Genomic DNA, 18926 nt, shown 5'->3' with positions numbered 1-18926 from the left:
AAGACCATTTGGGTAACTTTAAAAAATACGAATTATGACGTTGCGCAGTATAGATCATTCCCATTCAATAGTAGCTGGCGGTTTGCCCGAGATATCATAAGTAACACGTGAAACACCTTCTACTTCATTTATAATACGATTAGAGACTTGGCCAAGAAAGTCCCACGGTAAGTGAGCCCAATGTGCGGTCATAAAATCAATTGTTTCTACAGCACGGAGACAAACGACATAATCATATTTACGACCATCTCCCATCACTCCCACACTTTTAACGGGTAAAAATACGGCAAATGCCTGGCTCACCTTATAATAAAGATCAGCTTTTCTCAATTCATCGATGAAAATGGCATCTGCCTTACGTAAAATATCAGCATACTCCTTTTTCACTTCAGCTAAAATTCGCACTCCTAAACCAGGTCCTGGAAATGGATGACGATGGATCATATCATGAGGTAAACCCAGCTCAAGACCTATATTACGAACTTCATCTTTAAATAATTCACGTATAGGTTCTAATAATTTCAAATTTAAGGTTTCAGGCAACCCACCTACGTTATGGTGCGATTTAATAACCATTGAAGCCCCATTTGTATTTGTTGCAGCAGACTCAATGACATCAGGATAAATGGTCCCTTGAGCCAGCCATGAAACGCCAGGAATTTTGTGGGCTTCTTCATCAAATACCTCAATAAAGGTATGGCCGATAATTTTGCGTTTTTCTTCAGGGCAGGTGACGCCTTTCAATGCATTTAAAAATTTATCTTCAGCTTTCACAGCAATAACTTGTATTCCCATGTTTTTGCCAAACATATTCATCACTTCATCTGCCTCATGAATACGTAATAAGCCTGTATCCACAAAAACACAAATCAATTGCTTTCCAATTGCTTTGTGCAATAAAGCAGCTACAACTGAAGAATCTACCCCCCCAGATAATCCCAGTAGGACTTTCTCTGTTCCTACTTGAGCCCTTATCTCACTAATCGCCTCATCAATAATAAGCTCAGAAGTCCAATTGGTCGCAGCCTTGCAAATATCCACCACAAAACGATGTAAAATTCGCATTCCTTGCAAAGTATGTGTTACTTCTGGATGAAACTGCACCCCATACATTTGACGACTTTCATCTGCCATCCCAGCAATAGGGGCATTGCGAGTTTCACAAATAATTTTAAAACCTGGTGGTAGTTGCGTTACCTTATCTCCATGACTCATCCAGACATCTAATAAAGCCCCCCCCTCAGAACTGATACGATCTTCGATTTGCGAAAACAATTGGCTGTGTCCATGTAATTTTAATTCTGCATAACCAAACTCTCTCAATGAAGAAGATTGGACCTCCCCTCCCAATTGAACTGCCATTGTTTGCATTCCATAGCAAATTCCTAAAATAGGTATTCCGGTAGTAAATAACCATTCAGGCGCACGCGGGTTTGTATCATAGGTTACTGTTGCGGGGCCCCCGGATAAAATCACACCGCATGGATTTAGTGCAATAAATTTTTCTTGTTTAATATTAAAAGGATGAATTTCACAATACACACCTAGTTCACGAACACGTCGTGCAATCAGTTGTGTATATTGAGAACCGAAGTCAAGGATTAACAAAGGATGCTGTTTTAAATCTTTCATGATTAATTATCCACCTGATAATTTGGTGCTTGTTTTGTAATATTCACGTCATGAACATGCGACTCCCGCATCCCGGCACTTGTCACTTGCACAAACTCAGCTTTAGTATGCAATTGCTCGATATTTTCACATCCAGTGTAGCCCATACAAGAACGCAATCCACCCAGCAATTGATGAATAATTGCTTGAGTTAATCCTTTATAAGGAACACGTCCTTCAATCCCTTCTGGAACCAATTTTTCAGAGCCTAATGATGCATCCTGAAAATAACGATCGCTTGATCCTTGGGATAACGCCATCGCACCAATTGATCCCATTCCTCTATAACTTTTGTATGTTCTGCCTTGATAGAGTTCTATTTCTCCTGGGGACTCCTCTGTTCCAGCAAACATACTGCCCAACATTACAGTATCTGCCCCTGCTGCAAGCGCTTTACAAACATCACCAGAAAAACGAATACCACCATCGGCAATAATCGGAATTTTTCCTTTAAGTTCTTGCGCCACATTTGCAATGGCACTAATCTGAGGAACGCCTACACCAGTTACGATTCTTGTGGTACAAATAGAACCAGGGCCTATACCTACTTTTACCGCATCTGCACCTGCAGCATATAAATCGCGAGCAGCAGCAGCGGTAGCAATGTTCCCACCAATTACCTGAACATCGGGGAAGAATTTTTTTATCCATCTAACACGATCAAGTACGCCTTGTGAGTGTCCATGTGCCGTATCGACAACAAGAACATCAACACCTGCTTCGACTAATGCCTCAATACGCTCATTTGTTCCTTCACCCACACCAACAGCAGCACCAACACGCAATTGCTCGGCCTCATCTTTACAGGCATAAGGGTTTTCTTTAGCTTTTTGGATGTCTTTTACTGTAATTAATCCTCGTAAGTGAAAAGCATCATTAACCACAAGTAGTTTTTCGATACGATGCTTATGCAATAGACTCAATACCTCTTCACGGCTGGCACCTTCTTTAACAGTAACCAGTTTTGCTTTAGGCGTCATCACCTGTTCTACACTCAAAGACAAGTTTGTTTCAAAGCGTATGTCTCGACTGGTTACAATACCGACTAAATCCTCGCCATCAACAACTGGAACACCTGAAAAATTATATTTTTCCATCACATCCAATAATTCTCTAACAGTGATATTTGGAGTAACAGTAATTGGATTTCTAACCATACCGCTTTCAAATTTTTTCACTTTCCGAACTTCATCAGCCTGAGCCGTAATCGTCATATTCTTGTGAATAATGCCAATCCCCCCCTCCTGGGCTAAAGCAATTGCTAAACGGGCTTCAGTTACAGTATCCATAGCCGCTGAAACAAGGGGGATATTGAGTTCAACACCCTGAGTTAATTTCGTTTTTAAAGAAACATCTTTAGGAAGTACCAAAGAATGGGCGGGAATAAGAAGAACATCATCAAAAGTTAATGATTGCTGCACAATAGAAAGAGCCATTTTATTCTCATCACTACGGAGTTAAATTAACCGGGTAGTTTACCATAAATAGTAGACAAATTAAACAGTTATTTAACAGAAAATAGGCTTGTTAGTTGATATTTTGTCATAGTTTGATTTGTTTTATTCTATTGCTTAAGTATCTAAAAAGATGAACAAAATACCTGGGATTGACGGTTGCACTAACAAAAATCAGACTGTTTTTTTGTAGCGATTATCTGAGTCTGCTAAGCTAAATCAGTATAAAATGTTTTTTCATAGATCCGAATACAGCACTTGAATTACTTATTGATTAACGTGTACACTGTTGGTTAAATATTGTGTTGAATCAAAAAATAGGATGGGTTCAGCGTTGGCTAAGATAATTGTTATTACATCAGGTAAAGGTGGAGTAGGAAAAACTACTTCTTCTGCCGCTATTTCTTCAGGTCTTGCTCTTTTGGGACACAAAACAGTTGTCATTGATTTTGATATTGGTTTAAGAAATCTTGATATCATTATGGGCTGCGAGCGCCGTGTTGTCTATGACTTTGTTAATGTGATCAATGGTGAGGCAAGCCTTAATCAGGCATTAATTAAAGATAAGCGCATTGCAAACCTTTACATTCTTCCTGCTTCTCAAACTCGAGATAAAGATGCATTGACTCTTGATGGTGTTGAAAAAGTACTAAAGGAGCTATCTAAAGACTTTGATTATATCATTTGCGATTCCCCTGCAGGAATTGAAACTGGTGCATTAATGGCCATGTACTTTGCTGACCATGCAATCGTGGTAACTAACCCAGAAGTTTCTTCAGTGCGTGACTCTGATCGAATCTTAGGAATACTTGCCAGCAAAACAAAAAGAGCCATTGAAAATGAAACACCAATTCAAGAACATTTATTATTAACCCGCTATGATCCAGAGCGTGTTGAACGTGGTGACATGCTTTCAGTTAATGACGTAAAGGAAATATTGGCTATTCCGTTAATTGGCGTCATCCCCGAGTCAAAATCAGTTCTTAAAGCTTCAAATACAGGTACTCCAGTAGTACTTGATGAAACCAGTGATGCCGGCATTGCTTATCAAGATGCGATCGCTCGTTTTCTCGGTGAAGAGAAACCGATGCGCTTTATAAGTAATGATCGTAAAGGATTATTGCGTCGCTTATTCGGTAAAAACAAGGAGGAATTAACCGTATGAGTATTTTTAATTATTTGCGTAGAAGGAGTGCTACAGCATCCGTTGCTAAAGAGCGGTTGCAGATAATCATTTCTCATGAACGATCACAGCGACATACGCCTGATTATTTACCAAAACTGCAAGAAGAAATTTTAGCGGTAATTGCAAAATATGTTCATGTTACCCGTGATCAGGTCAGCGTAAACCTTGAGCGTATGGGTGATAATTCCGTGCTTGAATTAAATATTACTATGCCAGATGATGCGTTAGAAAGTGCGTAACAATTCATCTTTCATTACCATCCCAGATTCCGAAGTACCAAAAGGATTTGTATTTATCAATTTCATAATTTGGTAATAAGTATACATTTTGAAATTTTATTATTGGCTCTACGCGAATTTCGTTGAACACGCTACAATAGCATTTATGAAGTAATTTTTTATCTTGTTTCATCACACCTATCTTAAGTAACGATTAGCACCAATATATCTGGATCTTCAGAAAATCCTGGTAGTGATTGCTGAATGACAAATTTGGTATTATTAGAATTTATAGGATCAACTTTCTAATATTAACCATTGATATTTAATTAATTTTTAGTCTCAACTTTTTCAAATACTTCATTCATAGATTAAGGGCGATTAAGTGTCATATCATTTCATTGAGTTTTTTTGACAGATAAAAAATTTACCCTTCCATTAATAGAACCAAGCATTGCCACTTCATAAGTAGCACCCATATATGTAGCGTATCAACAATCTTGAAACCCATCCACTTTTAATGGCACCCAAAAAATTGCCATTTTTCAGATAAGAGAATGTATCGAGAAGTGGGGATGGGGCGCTGTTGTTAATTTTTCCCCTTTCTTAAAACTTCATTTTACTCTACGAAGCCTCACTTTTATATCTAAAGTGAATGCTATAGAACACTCACCACTCGCTTAATAAAGTCAGTTATATCTAATAAATAATAGAAATACATCGCTTAGATTCCCTTAATTAATGATTGATAGAATAAAAATTAAGCAACATGAATCACTGCTATTTAAATAATAGCCTAGAGGTATATAATGAAAATTATAGTTTTTAGTAGCTTTTGCAATAATTTTGGCGATCTAGCGTTTGGTAAAAAAATTGGATTAAAATTACGGGATAAATACCCGGGAGCAGAAGTTTCTCTCGTAACTGATTCTAAAGAAAGTCATAAAGGAATAAAAGCAAAAGAGCATCTTGAAAAAATCAATAAAGATTCAGAGTTTCCCTTAGTTCCAATTGATGATTATCAACAAAATTATCGATACGATGTTCCTGCTGATTTAATCATCATAGGCCCTGTTTTAAATTTTAAAGTAGATTCAGTGATTCCTGTTTTAATAAAGAATAAACCTACTGTACCTGTTGTATTGATGACTGAATATAATTTCCCTGATTGGGTCATGAGAAATTTAATAGATGAAATAAATCAACAAGAGGGATTCTCCGGTTCGATTCTTTGTTTACCGACGGGTATCAATAATCCTGGCGGTATTTTTGTTGAAAATGAACTTGTTGATTGTGATTTGGAGAAGGACAAAGCTCGGCAAAATACTTTTAAAAGAATGACCCTGTCAGGTGACATGATATTAGGCAATTTATGCCCTGAGGACTATATAAATAACACAAATATTGCCGTTAATTACAGTCATAATAATGCTCGCAGATTTTTAACAGTGCATAGTTTATTAGCCAGTCCTGTTAAAAATGTCGATGTAATTAATCTTGGTGATACAAATAAAATTGACAAAATAGTATTAATAGAACAATCCGATATGCTATTGCAGAAAGGTTTTTCCAAGGTCATTTATGCGTCTATAGGCGATGGCTCAGAGATTATTGCTGAAACCAATAATAATGGCCCTATTTATCGAGTGGTACATACAGGTATGGTCTCAGCCGATGAATCACTTGCACTTCGGCAATTGAGTGGTGATTTTGGAGGCGCAACGGGGGATCAGTCTTATAGTGAGGCTATTTCAAGGAGCTCTATTGTTGTATATGAATGTCAAAGGTGGAAAATAGATCTTTTAGAGGAGATGGTTTCACTAGGGAACGATATTGATGCAAATGGCAAATTAGGGGAAACGATTAGATTGCTAGGTACAGCAAATAGTGAAAAAGAATATGCAACGCTATCCTCTAATCTGATTGATGCAAATGTTTTAAAGGGGCTACAAGATTTTCGCTTCACCATTTTAAAGAATCACAACCTATCAATAAATCTTCACATATACTTAGATTATTTTTGGGACAAAGACATAAAAAAGAAATTAATTAATCAACTAAGTTACTACTCGTTTCAAATTAAATTGGGATTACCAAGTCGGTATAGTTATGTTTTTAAGACCTTAAACGATCTTATCGGTAGGATATATGATAGTTTGAAAAACGAACAGCCTTTATCCGAAATCATACAACATTGGAAAGTTGATAATACTCATCATTTTGGCAAAAATAATTATGAAGTATTGTTCAATAATAAAAATGAAATCTCTTATCAAATTAAATGCACGATCGACAGGTATTTTTCTAAAAGCCAGATAATACATAAAACGGATATCGACGAACATTTTTACGTGGATATGAAACAAAGCATACTTCTTCCTGATAGCCATATTAATCCGCAAGCACCTATAAACCGACAATCAGCAAAAGAGTTTCTTTATCTGATTCTAAAATTAGTTAATGATTTACAGAGTGAATTACATAATGAAAATTCACAAAGCAACCAAAGCGAAAAGCTCCTGAAATTATCTCATGAATTAAAAAACGAAATCAGTAACACCTTAATAATATTAACCAAAGAAAAGGCGATGAACCCAACTATTTTCGATTTAATTGTTTCAGAATTCAAAAACAAAATCACTGCAAAGTTAAATAGTTTTCAAGCTAATTCTGTCAATTTAACAGCGGGCAACAGTATGAATAAATTTGATTTGCTTAAATTCACAATCCAAAGCCCTGTCAATGAAATTATCGCAAATTTTGGAGTAACATTAAAGAATCAATAGGCTCTGGAATTATTGACACTAATACTGCATTAGTTGAAGAAACTGAAGTTTCAGGTCCTGCAGCCACCTCAAACCAGTAAGTTCTCAAAAAGTCATTCAAAATACAAAGAGGAATGAAAATGCCATAGCAAATGAAGTGCCAAACGCAGATCCTTATCTTAAGTAAGGATCATTGCGTAGAATACTTCAATAACTTCGTGAATCCGATAAATCCATCTCACTAAAAGGTATCAAAAGCGATTAATCTAACAAAGAAGCTTATTGATATCGTAAATAGGAAAACTGAAAAGCTTTAAGTAGGATATAAGTGCGGTGTGTGTTGATTGAAAAATTAAACATATCTGCTGAGAAAAACATTAACCACATACCACGAATATCACTGGGAAATTTTAGTACAGTTTCATCATTGAATTATTAGCAATAACAAAGTGAGGGAATTATGAACTTTGAATCGCTAAATGTTTCCACTCATTTGAGCCTTTGATAAACTGTTGTAAATAGTCTAGAAGTAACCTAATCATCCGTTCGTCTTTACGTTTCACTAGAAAATATGCATGAAATTCAATATTCAAATCACATCCTTCAATTTTAATAGGAGATAAACCAGGCTCCAACAAACGTTCATAAATCACAGACCACCCCAATCGTTGTTGGGTCATGGCGATATTATTATAAATAGTATTCGCTTCAGAAATGACTCTCAGATTGAGATCATTACTCCATAAAAGTTCATCAATTTTATGGCGCAATGCAATTTCTTTTTCCATTACGACAGCATCATAGAGAGCTAACTCACTCAATGTTAGATTCTTTTTTAAGTGGATAGGATGATCATCAGCAGCAACAAGTAAAAGTTTTTCTCTCCATAATGGAATCGAAGCTACAGTTTTTGGAAAACTGAAACACAAAGGAGAAATGATCACATCGAAATTACCGCTAAATAATCCATCGACAACGTCCCGCTCGTGAATTAATTTGACATTCATCAGCAAATTATTATTAATAGATGTTATATATTTTTGAATATCAGGGAGTACGGATTGTGCGATATAAACTGAAGCACCAATATTGCAAAGCAAACGTGAATTACAATCTTTACCCTCCAATTGAAGCATCAATCCCTCATAGGTATGTAGTAATTGCCTCATATAAGGAATACTCAGTTTACCTATTTCGGTTAATTCGGTTCGTAAACCTGACTTTTTAAATAACTGAACTCCAAGCTCTGACTCCAATTTTTGTATGCGTTTGGTCATGGCAGGCTGAGTAATACACAATTTTTTAGATGCTAAAGAAATGGAATGATATTCAACAACAGCCAGAAATGATTTTAATTCAATAATATTCATTTTAACCCAATAAGTATGTTTTGCTAATTAATTACCAGAGCCCTTATTTTCTCTATCGTATAACCACTCGTGCAATTTATCAACAAAATAAATCTATAGCTGTATTTAAACTACTCTCATGAATAAATGCACTGTTATTCCTAACCAGCTAACTAAAAACCAAGTAAGATCATTAATTCCATAATCTCTTTTTTTTAGTATTTTCGTAGAAATATATCAACTTGCATACAAATAATAAGTTATCTGATTTCGTTATTTGAAGACTTAAAGTATTTTTCTTAACTTATTATATTGTCCATTCATCCAAGTTTTCGTAATTATTAATAAATTTAGATTAGCTCGATCTAAACCACAAAGTAATTTTTTATTTCATGCCCACTTTACTCTGATCTTTCGGCAAACGTACATGGCTTAGCCAGTTCTGTTGTTTAGCATGTATCTTTGATGATTTTAATGGTTGGCTTAAGGATAAATGTCATTAATAAATTAGACTCTGTCAAACAAGCACCTAGCAATTGGGGAACACAAGAACGAAGCGAGGTCAAATCTCTGATGAGTTATGAGAACAAGTCAAAGAACTTATGGATTAGGCTTTGGAATCCCTTGTTGTTGGTGATAAGGATTTGAACCTGGTTGAACGACTGGGGCCGTTTGGATTAACCCTGGCTGAACATTGGGCTTAGGATTGCCTTGCTGGTGGTGATATGGATTTGAACCCGGTTGAACGACAGGGGCCGTTTGGATTACCTTAGGCTGAACATTGGGCTTAGGATTACCCTGTTGATGGTGATATAGATTTGAACCCGGTTGAACGACAGGGGCCGTTTGGATTACCTTAGGCTGAACATTGGGCTTAGGATTGCCTTGCTGATGGTGATATGGATTTGAACCCGGTTGAACGACAGGGGGCGTTTGGATTGCCCCTGGCTGAACATTGGGCTTAGGATTACCCTGTTGATGGTGATATGGATTTGAACCGGGTTGCACAACAGGAGCCGTTTGTATTACCTTAGGCTGAACATTGGGCTTAGGATTAGCTTGTTGATGGTGATATGGATTTGAACCGGGTTGAACGACAGGGGCCGTTTGGATTACCCCAGGCTGAGTATTAGTACCCGGCGTAACTTTAGGTTTAGGTGATGCACTTGGAACTTGAGGAGCTGCTCCTGGTAAAGGATGAACAACCACTGGTGGTGCTTGTTTTATGACAGGTGGTGTTTGTTGAATAGGATTATTTGGTTCAACTTTTTGGAATATTTCGTTGATGTTTTTTTTGTTTTTCGGCTCAACCTTTTGAAAAATATCATTGAAATTTTTTGTGTTTTTCGGTTCAACTTTTTGAAATACATCATTAAATTTTTTTGTATTTTTAGGCTCAACTTTTTGAAATATATCATTGAAATTCTTTTTGGTATCTAGTTTATGAATTTGCAATGGAATCCAGGGCTTACTTCCATTTTTTAAAAGAAGTTCTTGCCCCTCTTTAAAAGAAGGTGTAGGTGCCGATGGTTTTGTTTTCATCACGACTAATTTTGATATAATTTTTTCAGGAGGAATTGCTTCTGTAACCTTTTTGCTACCAAATACACTAACAGGTTTAGGTGCCACAGATGCGGTATATGTTTTTGGAGTACTAAGTAGCACTTGCCTGGAAACGAGAGCGCTCTTGTTGTGCACAATCATAGAATTAGTAAAATCTGCAATAGGCACCACAGTCACCGCATTTGCAATCCGCACATTTTTATAATTAATCGTCATGTTCTTATGATTGTAAATATTGTTAATATAAGTAACATTAACCTCAGTGTTGCTTATGTTTATTGCAGTAAAATACTGTTCACTCACATGATAAGGAGGAATATATACTTCCCCTGGTGCAAGTGGGAACCATGCAATTCCATAACCACCACCATTAATTAATAGCTGTGAATTATCACCACCAATAAACACGGTTAGTGTCGGAGCATATATAGGGCGCGCATCAACTGGGCCAGGAATCCAACCCCAGTGATTCTTAATATAAGCCCATCTACCATAATGAAAAGGTGCAAAACCCCAAGGCTGGTTATCCACCCAGGTCCAACCCCACTCACTCAGCCAAATCCACTGTCCGTATTGATAAGGAGCCCAATCAGGATCAACATTGTTAGGCAACCAAACTTGCCCGTATTGATCATCTTCTACCCAAGAACCATAACTGCCCAGGTCTTCATAACCTATAGTATCTGATGACACATATTGAGTGGAATGCTCATTTAAATTCTTATCGCGATCTAAACACCATGCATCAAAATCATCGAGTATATTTGATTCCTTACATTGATAATTATCTAAATCCGTTCCTGTAGCACGACAAGACTGACCGGCACTAATAACATAAGATGTACTTTCTCCATAAACCGTACCCTCTCCCACACGAATACTCACCGTAGTGGTATTATTTTCAGCCGACACATCAAAACGATAGTATCCTGGTTCACTAATTGTAAAAGCCAAATTTGGGGTATCGACTTCATAAACATCGGAGTTTACACGCTTAATAATTAATACCAGGGTTCCCTGTGTCATTTGGAATTGCGCGATATCGTAATCAAGATTTAAGATTTTTAGATCACTGTTATTTCCTATACGTATATCAGCCCCAGGAAGCTGCATTTCAACCCGAGAGTCAGAATCAGACCAAATTTGATCATTTATAATTAAAGGCCGATTAAGCGTCGCATTTACCCATTGAGTTTCTCCAGCAGGTAAAAAACTTACCGTTCCATTAATATAACTAAGCCGTGCTACTTGAGAGGGAGGATCTGCAAAGGTAAATGAGGATATCAAACAAATAAAACATCCCAGGATAACGGTTAGCATGGTAGTATTCTTTATTGAAACTTTTTCCATGCTATCCTCCTTGAAGCAAAATGACTATAGGGTTTGTGCTTTATCCTTTATTCGTTGATTATAGCTTAAATCAAGGCACCTATCCGCCAAAAATGGAAAGGTGTGTTACACATGCGAACACACCTTAGCAAAACCCCAAAACAATTTTCTGTCATTTTAAAAAGCAAATTTAAAAGATAGATTAAATTAGTTCTGACTCCATGCCATCCTTAATCTTTTTACTTTTTACTGGTTTTGTTGGCATAGGACGACGAAGATCCTCATCATTAAAATCGTCTACCTTGATCACTTCTTGGCGAGCCAATTCAGCTTCTTTTAATTGTTGAGCTTCTTCATCACTGAGTATACCAAAATTCAAAGCCTCATCGATTTGTTCAAGCAAAGTAAGCGATTTTAAAACATTTTCTTTTACTGCACGCGTTACCTTTCTCTCCAGCTCTTCTGCAGCACAAATTTTAAGGAATGCTTCTTCTGTACGACCTAAGGGACAATTCTCACCTGATTTTTTATACACTAATCGAGTTAAACGTGATCGAGTTTCATTAGGCTCAATTAAAATTCTTGCTAACTGATGACCCAATTGATCATCTGGTTTATTTCTACGGTTACCTAATGGTTTGATAATCAAACGTAAAATAATTCTTGCCCAACGCGCAGGAAAATTAACAATCACGCCCTGCATTGCTGTTTCACAGTCATACAATAATTGCTGGCAACTCCATTCAACCAAAGGAAAATCGGCTTTTGGCTCACCATCCTCATGAAAGCGTTTCAAAACGGCAGATACAAGATATAAGTTACTAAGCATATCACCAAGACGCGAAGATAATTTTTCTTTACGCTTTAACGCCCCTCCCAAGACAGTCATTGAAAAATCGGCAAGAAACGCCAAATGAGTACTATATTTATGGACTAACTGATAATAGCGTTTTGCACTACTTGCAGGTGCCTGGGATAAATAAGCGTCCGTCCAACCAAAAACAACGGACTTAGCAAAGTTGGCCAGAAAAAAACCTGCATGTCCAAAAAAAGCCTTATCGAAATCAACGAGATTATTATTTCGAATACTTTCTAGTTCATGATACACATAAGGATGGCATCGTATTGCGCCCTGACCAAAAATAATTAAGCTCCGAGTTAAAATATTTGCTCCTTCAACAGTAATCGCGATTGGAGATCCCTGATAACCTCGGCCTAAATAATTATTAGGGCCAAGACAAATTCCTTTGCCACCATGAATGTCCATAGCATCGAATGCAACTTGCCTTGCACGTTCGGTTGTATGATATTTTAATATAGCCCCAGCAACAGAAGGTTTTGCTCCATGATCAATGGCTGCAGCAGCCATTGTTAATGCAGAATCAATAATATAACTATTCGCGGCAATGCGCGCTAAGGGTTCTTCAATTCCTTCAAATTTCCCTATAGGCTGATTGAATTGTTTTCGTATGCGTGCATATGCTCCTGAGACCAAAGCCACTGCCTGGGCACCTCCATTAGCACTTGATGGCAAAGAAATTGCTCTTCCTGCACTTAAACACTCCATTAGCATACGCCACCCGCATCCTGCCATAGCAGCGCCACCAATTAAATAATCCATAGGTATGAATACATCCTTACCCTGAGTTGGCCCATTTAAAAATCCAGTATTTAATGGGAAGTGGCGGCGTCCTTTAGTAATTCCAGGTGTATTGGCTGGTATTAATGCACAACTAATTCCCACATCTTCGCCTCGACCTAATAAATTGTCAGGATCGAATAATCGAAAAGCTAAACCTATTACTGTAGCTACTGGACATAATGTAATATAACGCTTGTCCCAATTTAACCGTATTCCCAATACTTTTTGACCATTAAATTCCTGATGGCAGACAGTTCCTTTATCTGGAATCGATGCCGCATCAGAGCCTGCATTAGGTCCGGTCAAAGCAAAACATGGGATTTCTCGTCCATCAGCCAAGCGTGGCAAATAATAGTCTTTTTGTTCGTCGGTTCCATATTTAAGTAACAGCTCACCAGGTCCCAGTGAGTTAGGAACAGAAATAGTTGTTGCTGCTGTGATGGAACGTCCATAGATTTTTACTAAAACTGACATTTGTGCTGTGGCAGAAAACTCAAGACCACCATAACGCTTGGGAATGATCATACCTAAAAAACGATTTTCTTTAATAAATTGCCAAATTTCAGAAGGTAAATCAGTAAGATTATGGGTTATATTCCAATCATCAATCATGGAACATAAGGTATCCACGGGTCCATCAATAAATGCTTGCTCCTCAGCAGTTAAATGCACAATTGGAGCATTTCTAAGTAACGAAAAATCAGGGGTACCACTAAATAAATCACCCTCCCAGCTCACTGTACCTGCCTCCAAAGCCTCCCTTTCTGTTGCGGACATAGACGGCATTGCTTTGCTGACCACCCTCAAAAAAAACTTTGATATTAGTTCTCTTCTTAAAGGCTTTATAGAACTAATAATTAAAATGAGTTCAATGATCACAAGGGTAATTTTAGTGAATACACCTGGAGAACCATAGGAAAAGATAAGCGCACTAAATAAAGCAAAGCTAATAGCCCAAACTGAAATTGCTGCCTGTCTCGTGAGCAAAACTCCTGCTGCTCCAATGATAATGAGCACTAAAATAGCATGTAACACTGTATTCTCCTTAATTATTATAACGTTTGCTATAAAACACCACGCCTTTTATATCAAACTGATTTTATTTGGTACATGTAAAGGTCTATTGAAACAAGAAACAATTTTTATAATTTGCTTTGCTGCTAATTCAGGATACTCCATAGGAAATAAATGGGTTCCATGAATCCGATAGTTGATTACATTAAAATATTTTTTCATGTAACGTACATCCATTTTACCAACCACAGTACTTTTGTCACCATAAATTAGTGCTGTTGGGATCAATAACTTACCTTCAAAATTTGGAATGATATGAGGAATCGTACGATAAATTTGATATTCAATATGTCTGTCGAAGCGTAAATAATAGCCATCATCCGTATGTTCCAGTCCATAACTAATGTAATCATTCAAACAATCATCAGTAAACGTTTTAAATAAGTCCCTTGTTTTTAAATAGCCAAGTAATTGCTCATGATCGTTCCAGTGCATACGACGTCCGCGTGTTCTATGTGCTGGTGTTATCCGATCAATAACTCCCAAAGCTTTTGCAAGACGGACCATACTTGATTTAAAAGAACCAATGAGTGGTGAGTCTAACAAAATTACTGCTTTAAATAATTCAGGTTGTTCTATCGCGGCTAATAAACTTAAAACACCACCCAAAGAATGACCAACTGCAATAACAGGACGAGCCGCCTGTGCTTTAACACTAGCAATAACTTCCAGTACTAGATTGTGCCAATTTTCACTGACTGGAAATAATGGGTTGTGACCAATCCTATCGATATAACAGTAATCAAATTCATCCTCTAGACAATCCAGCATTTGCTTGTAGCATAAAGCTGGAAAACCATTTCCATGAGCAAAATGGATCAACTCTTTCATAAGATCACCACTTATTCTTATGTTTGAACTCAATCATGTCCTGGCAACTTTTTTGCTCTCTGCGCGCAAAGCATATAAAGCATAACTGAAATATCCAATAAGCAAAAATAACAAAATAAATCCAGAGCCGGGAAAGATATAATTAAATGTTAACAAAAGAATCAATGCTAACAGCATTGGTGATGCTGCAACAATTAAAAGTCGACAAGATTGCTTGAAAGTAATAGTAAAGGAAAAAAACACACTAGAAAAAATTTGTCCTAAAAATCCAAACACTAAAAAAACCAAAATAAACATTGAAAATAATATCGCGACAATAACGGGATACATCAATGCTTGTGCAAAGTATTTCATATTTGTTATTGTCTTTTCTTGTGCAATCAGCTTACCGTTAAATACAGCATTATCTTCTTTGCTAAACTCTTGCACCATTGGGGGCCCACTACTAAACTCAGCTTGAGGAATATCAAATAATTGTAAGTTGGGTATTTTCAAAGAAATTTTATTTTTATTGACCAAAATAGCGAGCGAGGGGTATTTAGAAAAATCATTCACTTGACCTGTAGTATCAATAATAATATTCACTTGTCCTTTATCATTTTTCACTAAATAAGGCATAGGTTTGTCAAAAACAACATTTCCGTTTTGGATATAAAAAATCGGGATTTCTTCCAAAGGCTTAATAAGTTGTTCCTTAAAGGAATTATTGAAACTAAAATCCATCCTTATGACAAATGGAATTGAAAATATAGCTGTAGCCAATAAAAGATAAAGAAAACCGAGTCCTCTCCATCGCTTTCCTACATCAACATAAAGAAGTCTGGAGTAAAAGGACATATACAATGCAGACCAATAACGATAATTTGGGGTATCAATTGATTTTAGTTTGTTCTTTTCATTACTCATACTACATCTCCAATTCGTTTTCCCGATTGATGCTGAAACAGATGTATCTTTATTTTAGGTAGCTCTACATAAAATTGTCCACTAGGAAGATATTGATCTGCCGTAACGCGTAAATTCAAAATCATTCCATTTTTATTCGTTTTAGCTCTTATTAATCTATCGGCTCCCATATCATCGACAAATTCAGCTTGAACGGATATTGCTTGTGGTTCTTTTTCTGAGCAAGGCAAAACGTGCTCCGCTCGAATCGCCAAAATGACTCCCTCTTTATCTTGCAGGTCCCGAGTTAAATCAGGAACAGGAAAACTTAATCCTAATTCTGTTTGTACACAATGAGTGTTCTTATCGTAACATCCCGGTAGGAGATTCATAGGATAATGACCTGTAAACCCTGCTACAAATAAGGTTGCGGGATTTTGATACAACTCTTGAGGTGTTCCAATTTGTTCAACAACCCCTTGATTAAGTACCATTACCCGTTCTGCCATAGTCATGGCTTCAGTTTGATCATGGGTCACATATAAACTTGTTGTATTCAATTGCTGATGCAGCCGTCGAATTTCATGCCTAATATCAGTGCGCAATTTTGCATCTAAATTAGATAAAGGTTCATCAAATAAAAAAACAGCCGGAGAGCGCACCATCGCCCTTCCCATAGCAACCCTTTGTTTTTGACCTCCAGAAAGCGCTTGTGGTTTACGATCTAAATAAGGGGTTAAACGTAATAATTGAGCTGCTTCTTGAACCCTCTTTTGAATCTCTGTTTTCTTAAATCCCCTCATTTTTAATCCATAAGCCATATTTTCGAATACGGTCATATGCGGATAAAGTGCATAATTTTGAAAAACCATAGCCATATCTCGTTTAGCAGCAGGAATTTCATTAACGCATTGATCATTAATTAAAATTCTACCCGAGCTTACATCATCCAAACCAGCAATTAAACGTAATAAAGTTGTTTTTCCGCATCCAGATGGGCCAACAATTACCATAAACTCACCTTTTTTAATGCTTACATTAACGTGGTTTAAGATATTTGCTTGTCCAACCCGTTTTGATACCTCAATTAAATTGACTGTTGCCATGTTTATTTTAGCCCTTTTTCAAACCAGCGTTGCATCAAAATCACAACCAAACATGGTGGAATTAAAGCAATTAATGCAATAGCCATAATATAATGCCATTGAGGAATTTGGTCAGCGACTCCAGCAAGATAGCGAATCCCCATTACAACAGTTGCCATTTTCGTTTCTGTAGTAATTACTAATGGCCAAAGATATTGATTCCAACCATATACAAATAAAATTACAAATAGTGATGCAATCTGTGTTTTAGATAAAGGTAAGAGAATATCAAAAAAGAAACGTATCGCCCCTGCCCCATCCAATTTCGCGGCATCAACCAACTCTGCAGGGATAGTTTTAAAAAATTGCCGAAATAAAAATGTACCCGTTGCCGAAACAAATAAAGGTAAAGTTAACCCAGTGAATGAATTTAACAATCCAAAAGAAGCAACCACCTGGAATGTTGGAACAATTCTGACTTCAATCGGTAACATCATCGTAGTAAAAATTAATGCAAAACACAGTTTTTTAAAGGGAAAATCAAAATAAACCAATGCAAACGCAGAGCCTAATGCAAAAACAATTTTGCCAACAGCAATTGCTAAAGCCATAAATAAGCTATTAAACAACATGAAAGTAATTGGTTCCCCTCCTGTAACGGATAGGCCTTTTGTCATTACCGCTTTCAAATTCTTAACTAATAAAGGGCCAGGAATCATAGGAATATGGGATTGCATCATGATACTACCGTCATTACTGGCGGCTACAAGTGCCAAATATACAGGCAACAACATTAAAAGAATAAAAATACATAAAAAGCCATGAGATAAAACACACGTGAAATAACGTTTCATGCGTAATGAACCTTCTTTTCAAGGTATTTGAATTGCAGTAGAGAAATAATGGTTACAATAACCATGAGTAATACTGATTGAGCCGATGAACTTCCCAAATCCATTCCTTCAAATCCATCTTGATATACTTTATAAATTAAATTAGTCGTACTATTACCAGGACCGCCATGAGTCATCACTTGAATAATGCCAAAAGTCTCAAAAAATCCATACATTAAGTTCATAATAAGTAAAAAAAATGTTGTTGGCGATAAAAGAGGAAAAATAATCTGCCAGAAACGTTGCCATACAGAAGCACCATCAATAATTGCAGCATCTATTAATGAGGAGGGTATCGCTTTGAGAGCTGCAAAATAAAATAAAAAATTATAACTAAATTGCTGCCAGCTTGCTGTAACTATAACTACCAAAAGTGCCTGGTTTACATGATTGACATAATCAAATTGTATTCCCATTGATTGCAAAAAATGAGTCACCCAACCCAAAGTTGGGTGACATAAAAAGCGCCATAAAATTGCAGCTACTGCAGGTGCAACTGCATAAGGCCAAATTAATAAAGATTTATAAACCCCTTGCGTCTTACCTCGATTATTCACTAATATGGCAATAAAAAGGCCTAAACTCATAGTGAGAAAAGTGACACTTAAAGCGATGCTAAACGTAACCCCAATTGCCTTGCTGTAACTTGGATCTCGAAAAAGGTCTAAAAAATTCGCAAGTCCAGCGAAACGTTTATGTAGGCCAAAAGCATCTGTATAAAAAAAAGAGTGCAGTAAAGCATTGCACGCAGGCCAAATAAAAAACATCAAGGTTACTATAAGCTGAGGGATTATAAAAAACCAAGCATAAAAACGTTGATGATTGAATTTAGCCATTGCCCAACGGATAAAAAGGTAGGTACAAGCATTATATAGGGATAGTTATTGAAGTAAAGTAGGGGTTATTTACATTTCGCTTGCTTGAATCAAAATGGTTGATTTGAGAACCAACACATGTCAAGAGAAGCCACATGCGAATCAA

The 18926-nt window shown here is 36.8% G+C and carries 13 protein-coding genes; 3 read left to right on the top strand and 10 right to left on the bottom strand.

The genetic code is table 11. The features are described from left to right. Positions 1–54: 54 nt before the first annotated feature. Positions 55–1632, bottom strand: coding sequence for a glutamine-hydrolyzing GMP synthase (gene guaA / locus EKG34_RS10665; protein ID WP_003636264.1), 1578 nt, complete (start codon positions 1630–1632; stop codon positions 55–57). Positions 1633–1634: 2 nt separating this feature from the next. Then, complete coding sequence (gene guaB, locus EKG34_RS10660) at positions 1635–3107, bottom strand: IMP dehydrogenase (RefSeq protein ID WP_003636263.1); 1473 nt, start codon at positions 3105–3107, stop codon at positions 1635–1637. Positions 3108–3459: 352 nt separating this feature from the next. Here guaB and minD point away from each other — a divergent pair, with 352 nt between their 5' ends. The 3 genes from minD to EKG34_RS10645 all read left to right on the top strand — a co-directional run bounded on the left by minD (position 3460) and on the right by EKG34_RS10645 (position 7315). Then, complete coding sequence (gene minD / locus EKG34_RS10655; RefSeq protein WP_012979276.1) at positions 3460–4290, top strand: septum site-determining protein MinD; 831 nt, start codon at positions 3460–3462, stop codon at positions 4288–4290. Continuing rightward, a complete protein-coding gene (gene minE, locus EKG34_RS10650; protein WP_003636261.1) occupies positions 4287–4550 on the top strand; it encodes a cell division topological specificity factor MinE in 264 nt (87 codons plus the stop codon). Before minD ends, minE begins: the two co-directional genes overlap by 4 nt. Before the next feature lie 788 nt (positions 4551–5338). Next, on the top strand, positions 5339–7315 hold the full coding sequence (locus EKG34_RS10645) for a hypothetical protein (RefSeq protein WP_003636260.1): 1977 nt from the start codon (positions 5339–5341) through the stop codon (positions 7313–7315). A gap of 437 nt (positions 7316–7752) precedes the next feature. Here the strand turns inward: EKG34_RS10645 and EKG34_RS10640 are convergent, their stop codons facing one another. The 8 genes from EKG34_RS10640 to EKG34_RS10605 all read right to left on the bottom strand — a co-directional run bounded on the left by EKG34_RS10640 (position 7753) and on the right by EKG34_RS10605 (position 18781). Then, on the bottom strand, positions 7753–8664 hold the full coding sequence (locus EKG34_RS10640; protein WP_003636258.1) for a LysR family transcriptional regulator: 912 nt from the start codon (positions 8662–8664) through the stop codon (positions 7753–7755). A gap of 579 nt (positions 8665–9243) precedes the next feature. After that, positions 9244–11556, bottom strand: coding sequence for a DUF6600 domain-containing protein (locus EKG34_RS10635; protein WP_012979277.1), 2313 nt, complete (start codon positions 11554–11556; stop codon positions 9244–9246). A gap of 181 nt (positions 11557–11737) precedes the next feature. After that, positions 11738–14212, bottom strand: coding sequence for an acyl-CoA dehydrogenase (locus tag EKG34_RS10630; RefSeq protein ID WP_003636253.1), 2475 nt, complete (start codon positions 14210–14212; stop codon positions 11738–11740). 48 nt (positions 14213–14260) lie between these two features. Further along, on the bottom strand, positions 14261–15082 hold the full coding sequence (locus EKG34_RS10625) for an alpha/beta fold hydrolase (protein WP_003636251.1): 822 nt from the start codon (positions 15080–15082) through the stop codon (positions 14261–14263). Positions 15083–15115: 33 nt separating this feature from the next. Continuing rightward, positions 15116–15988, bottom strand: a complete 873-nt coding sequence (locus tag EKG34_RS10620) for a DUF1189 family protein (RefSeq protein WP_003636249.1) — start codon at positions 15986–15988, stop codon at positions 15116–15118. Next, positions 15985–17073, bottom strand: a complete 1089-nt coding sequence (locus tag EKG34_RS10615) for an ABC transporter ATP-binding protein (RefSeq protein ID WP_080619961.1) — start codon at positions 17071–17073, stop codon at positions 15985–15987. Before EKG34_RS10615 ends, EKG34_RS10620 begins: the two co-directional genes overlap by 4 nt. Before the next feature lie 2 nt (positions 17074–17075). Continuing rightward, complete coding sequence (gene ugpE, locus EKG34_RS10610) at positions 17076–17906, bottom strand: sn-glycerol-3-phosphate ABC transporter permease UgpE (protein WP_003636245.1); 831 nt, start codon at positions 17904–17906, stop codon at positions 17076–17078. Continuing rightward, entirely contained in the window at positions 17903–18781 is an 879-nt protein-coding gene (locus EKG34_RS10605) for a carbohydrate ABC transporter permease (protein WP_003636243.1), read from the bottom strand. Before EKG34_RS10605 ends, ugpE begins: the two co-directional genes overlap by 4 nt. Positions 18782–18926: the final 145 nt, after the last annotated feature.

Origin of the sequence: Legionella longbeachae, assembly GCF_004283175.1 — a bacterium.
GTDB classification, from domain to species: Bacteria; Pseudomonadota; Gammaproteobacteria; order Legionellales; family Legionellaceae; genus Legionella; species Legionella longbeachae.
Note: the sequence above shows the minus strand (reverse complement) of the source record. Positions and strands in the feature narration are given on the sequence as shown.

Bases quoted from the DNA above. Each gene is read 5' to 3' on its own strand.
- EKG34_RS10615 (WP_080619961.1), bottom strand. From the start codon at position 17,073: ATGGCAACAGTCAATTTAATTGAGGTATCAAAACGGGTTGGACAAGCA.
- EKG34_RS10640 (WP_003636258.1), bottom strand. From the start codon at position 8,664: ATGAATATTATTGAATTAAAATCATTTCTGGCTGTTGTTGAATATCAT.
- EKG34_RS10645 (WP_003636260.1), top strand. From the start codon at position 5,339: ATGAAAATTATAGTTTTTAGTAGCTTTTGCAATAATTTTGGCGATCTA.
- guaB (WP_003636263.1), bottom strand. From the start codon at position 3,107: ATGGCTCTTTCTATTGTGCAGCAATCATTAACTTTTGATGATGTTCTT.
- EKG34_RS10625 (WP_003636251.1), bottom strand. From the start codon at position 15,082: ATGAAAGAGTTGATCCATTTTGCTCATGGAAATGGTTTTCCAGCTTTA.
- EKG34_RS10635 (WP_012979277.1), bottom strand. From the start codon at position 11,556: ATGGAAAAAGTTTCAATAAAGAATACTACCATGCTAACCGTTATCCTG.
- EKG34_RS10605 (WP_003636243.1), bottom strand. From the start codon at position 18,781: ATGGCTAAATTCAATCATCAACGTTTTTATGCTTGGTTTTTTATAATC.
- EKG34_RS10620 (WP_003636249.1), bottom strand. From the start codon at position 15,988: ATGAGTAATGAAAAGAACAAACTAAAATCAATTGATACCCCAAATTAT.
- minE (WP_003636261.1), top strand. From the start codon at position 4,287: ATGAGTATTTTTAATTATTTGCGTAGAAGGAGTGCTACAGCATCCGTT.
- guaA (WP_003636264.1), bottom strand. From the start codon at position 1,632: ATGAAAGATTTAAAACAGCATCCTTTGTTAATCCTTGACTTCGGTTCT.
- ugpE (WP_003636245.1), bottom strand. From the start codon at position 17,906: ATGAAACGTTATTTCACGTGTGTTTTATCTCATGGCTTTTTATGTATT.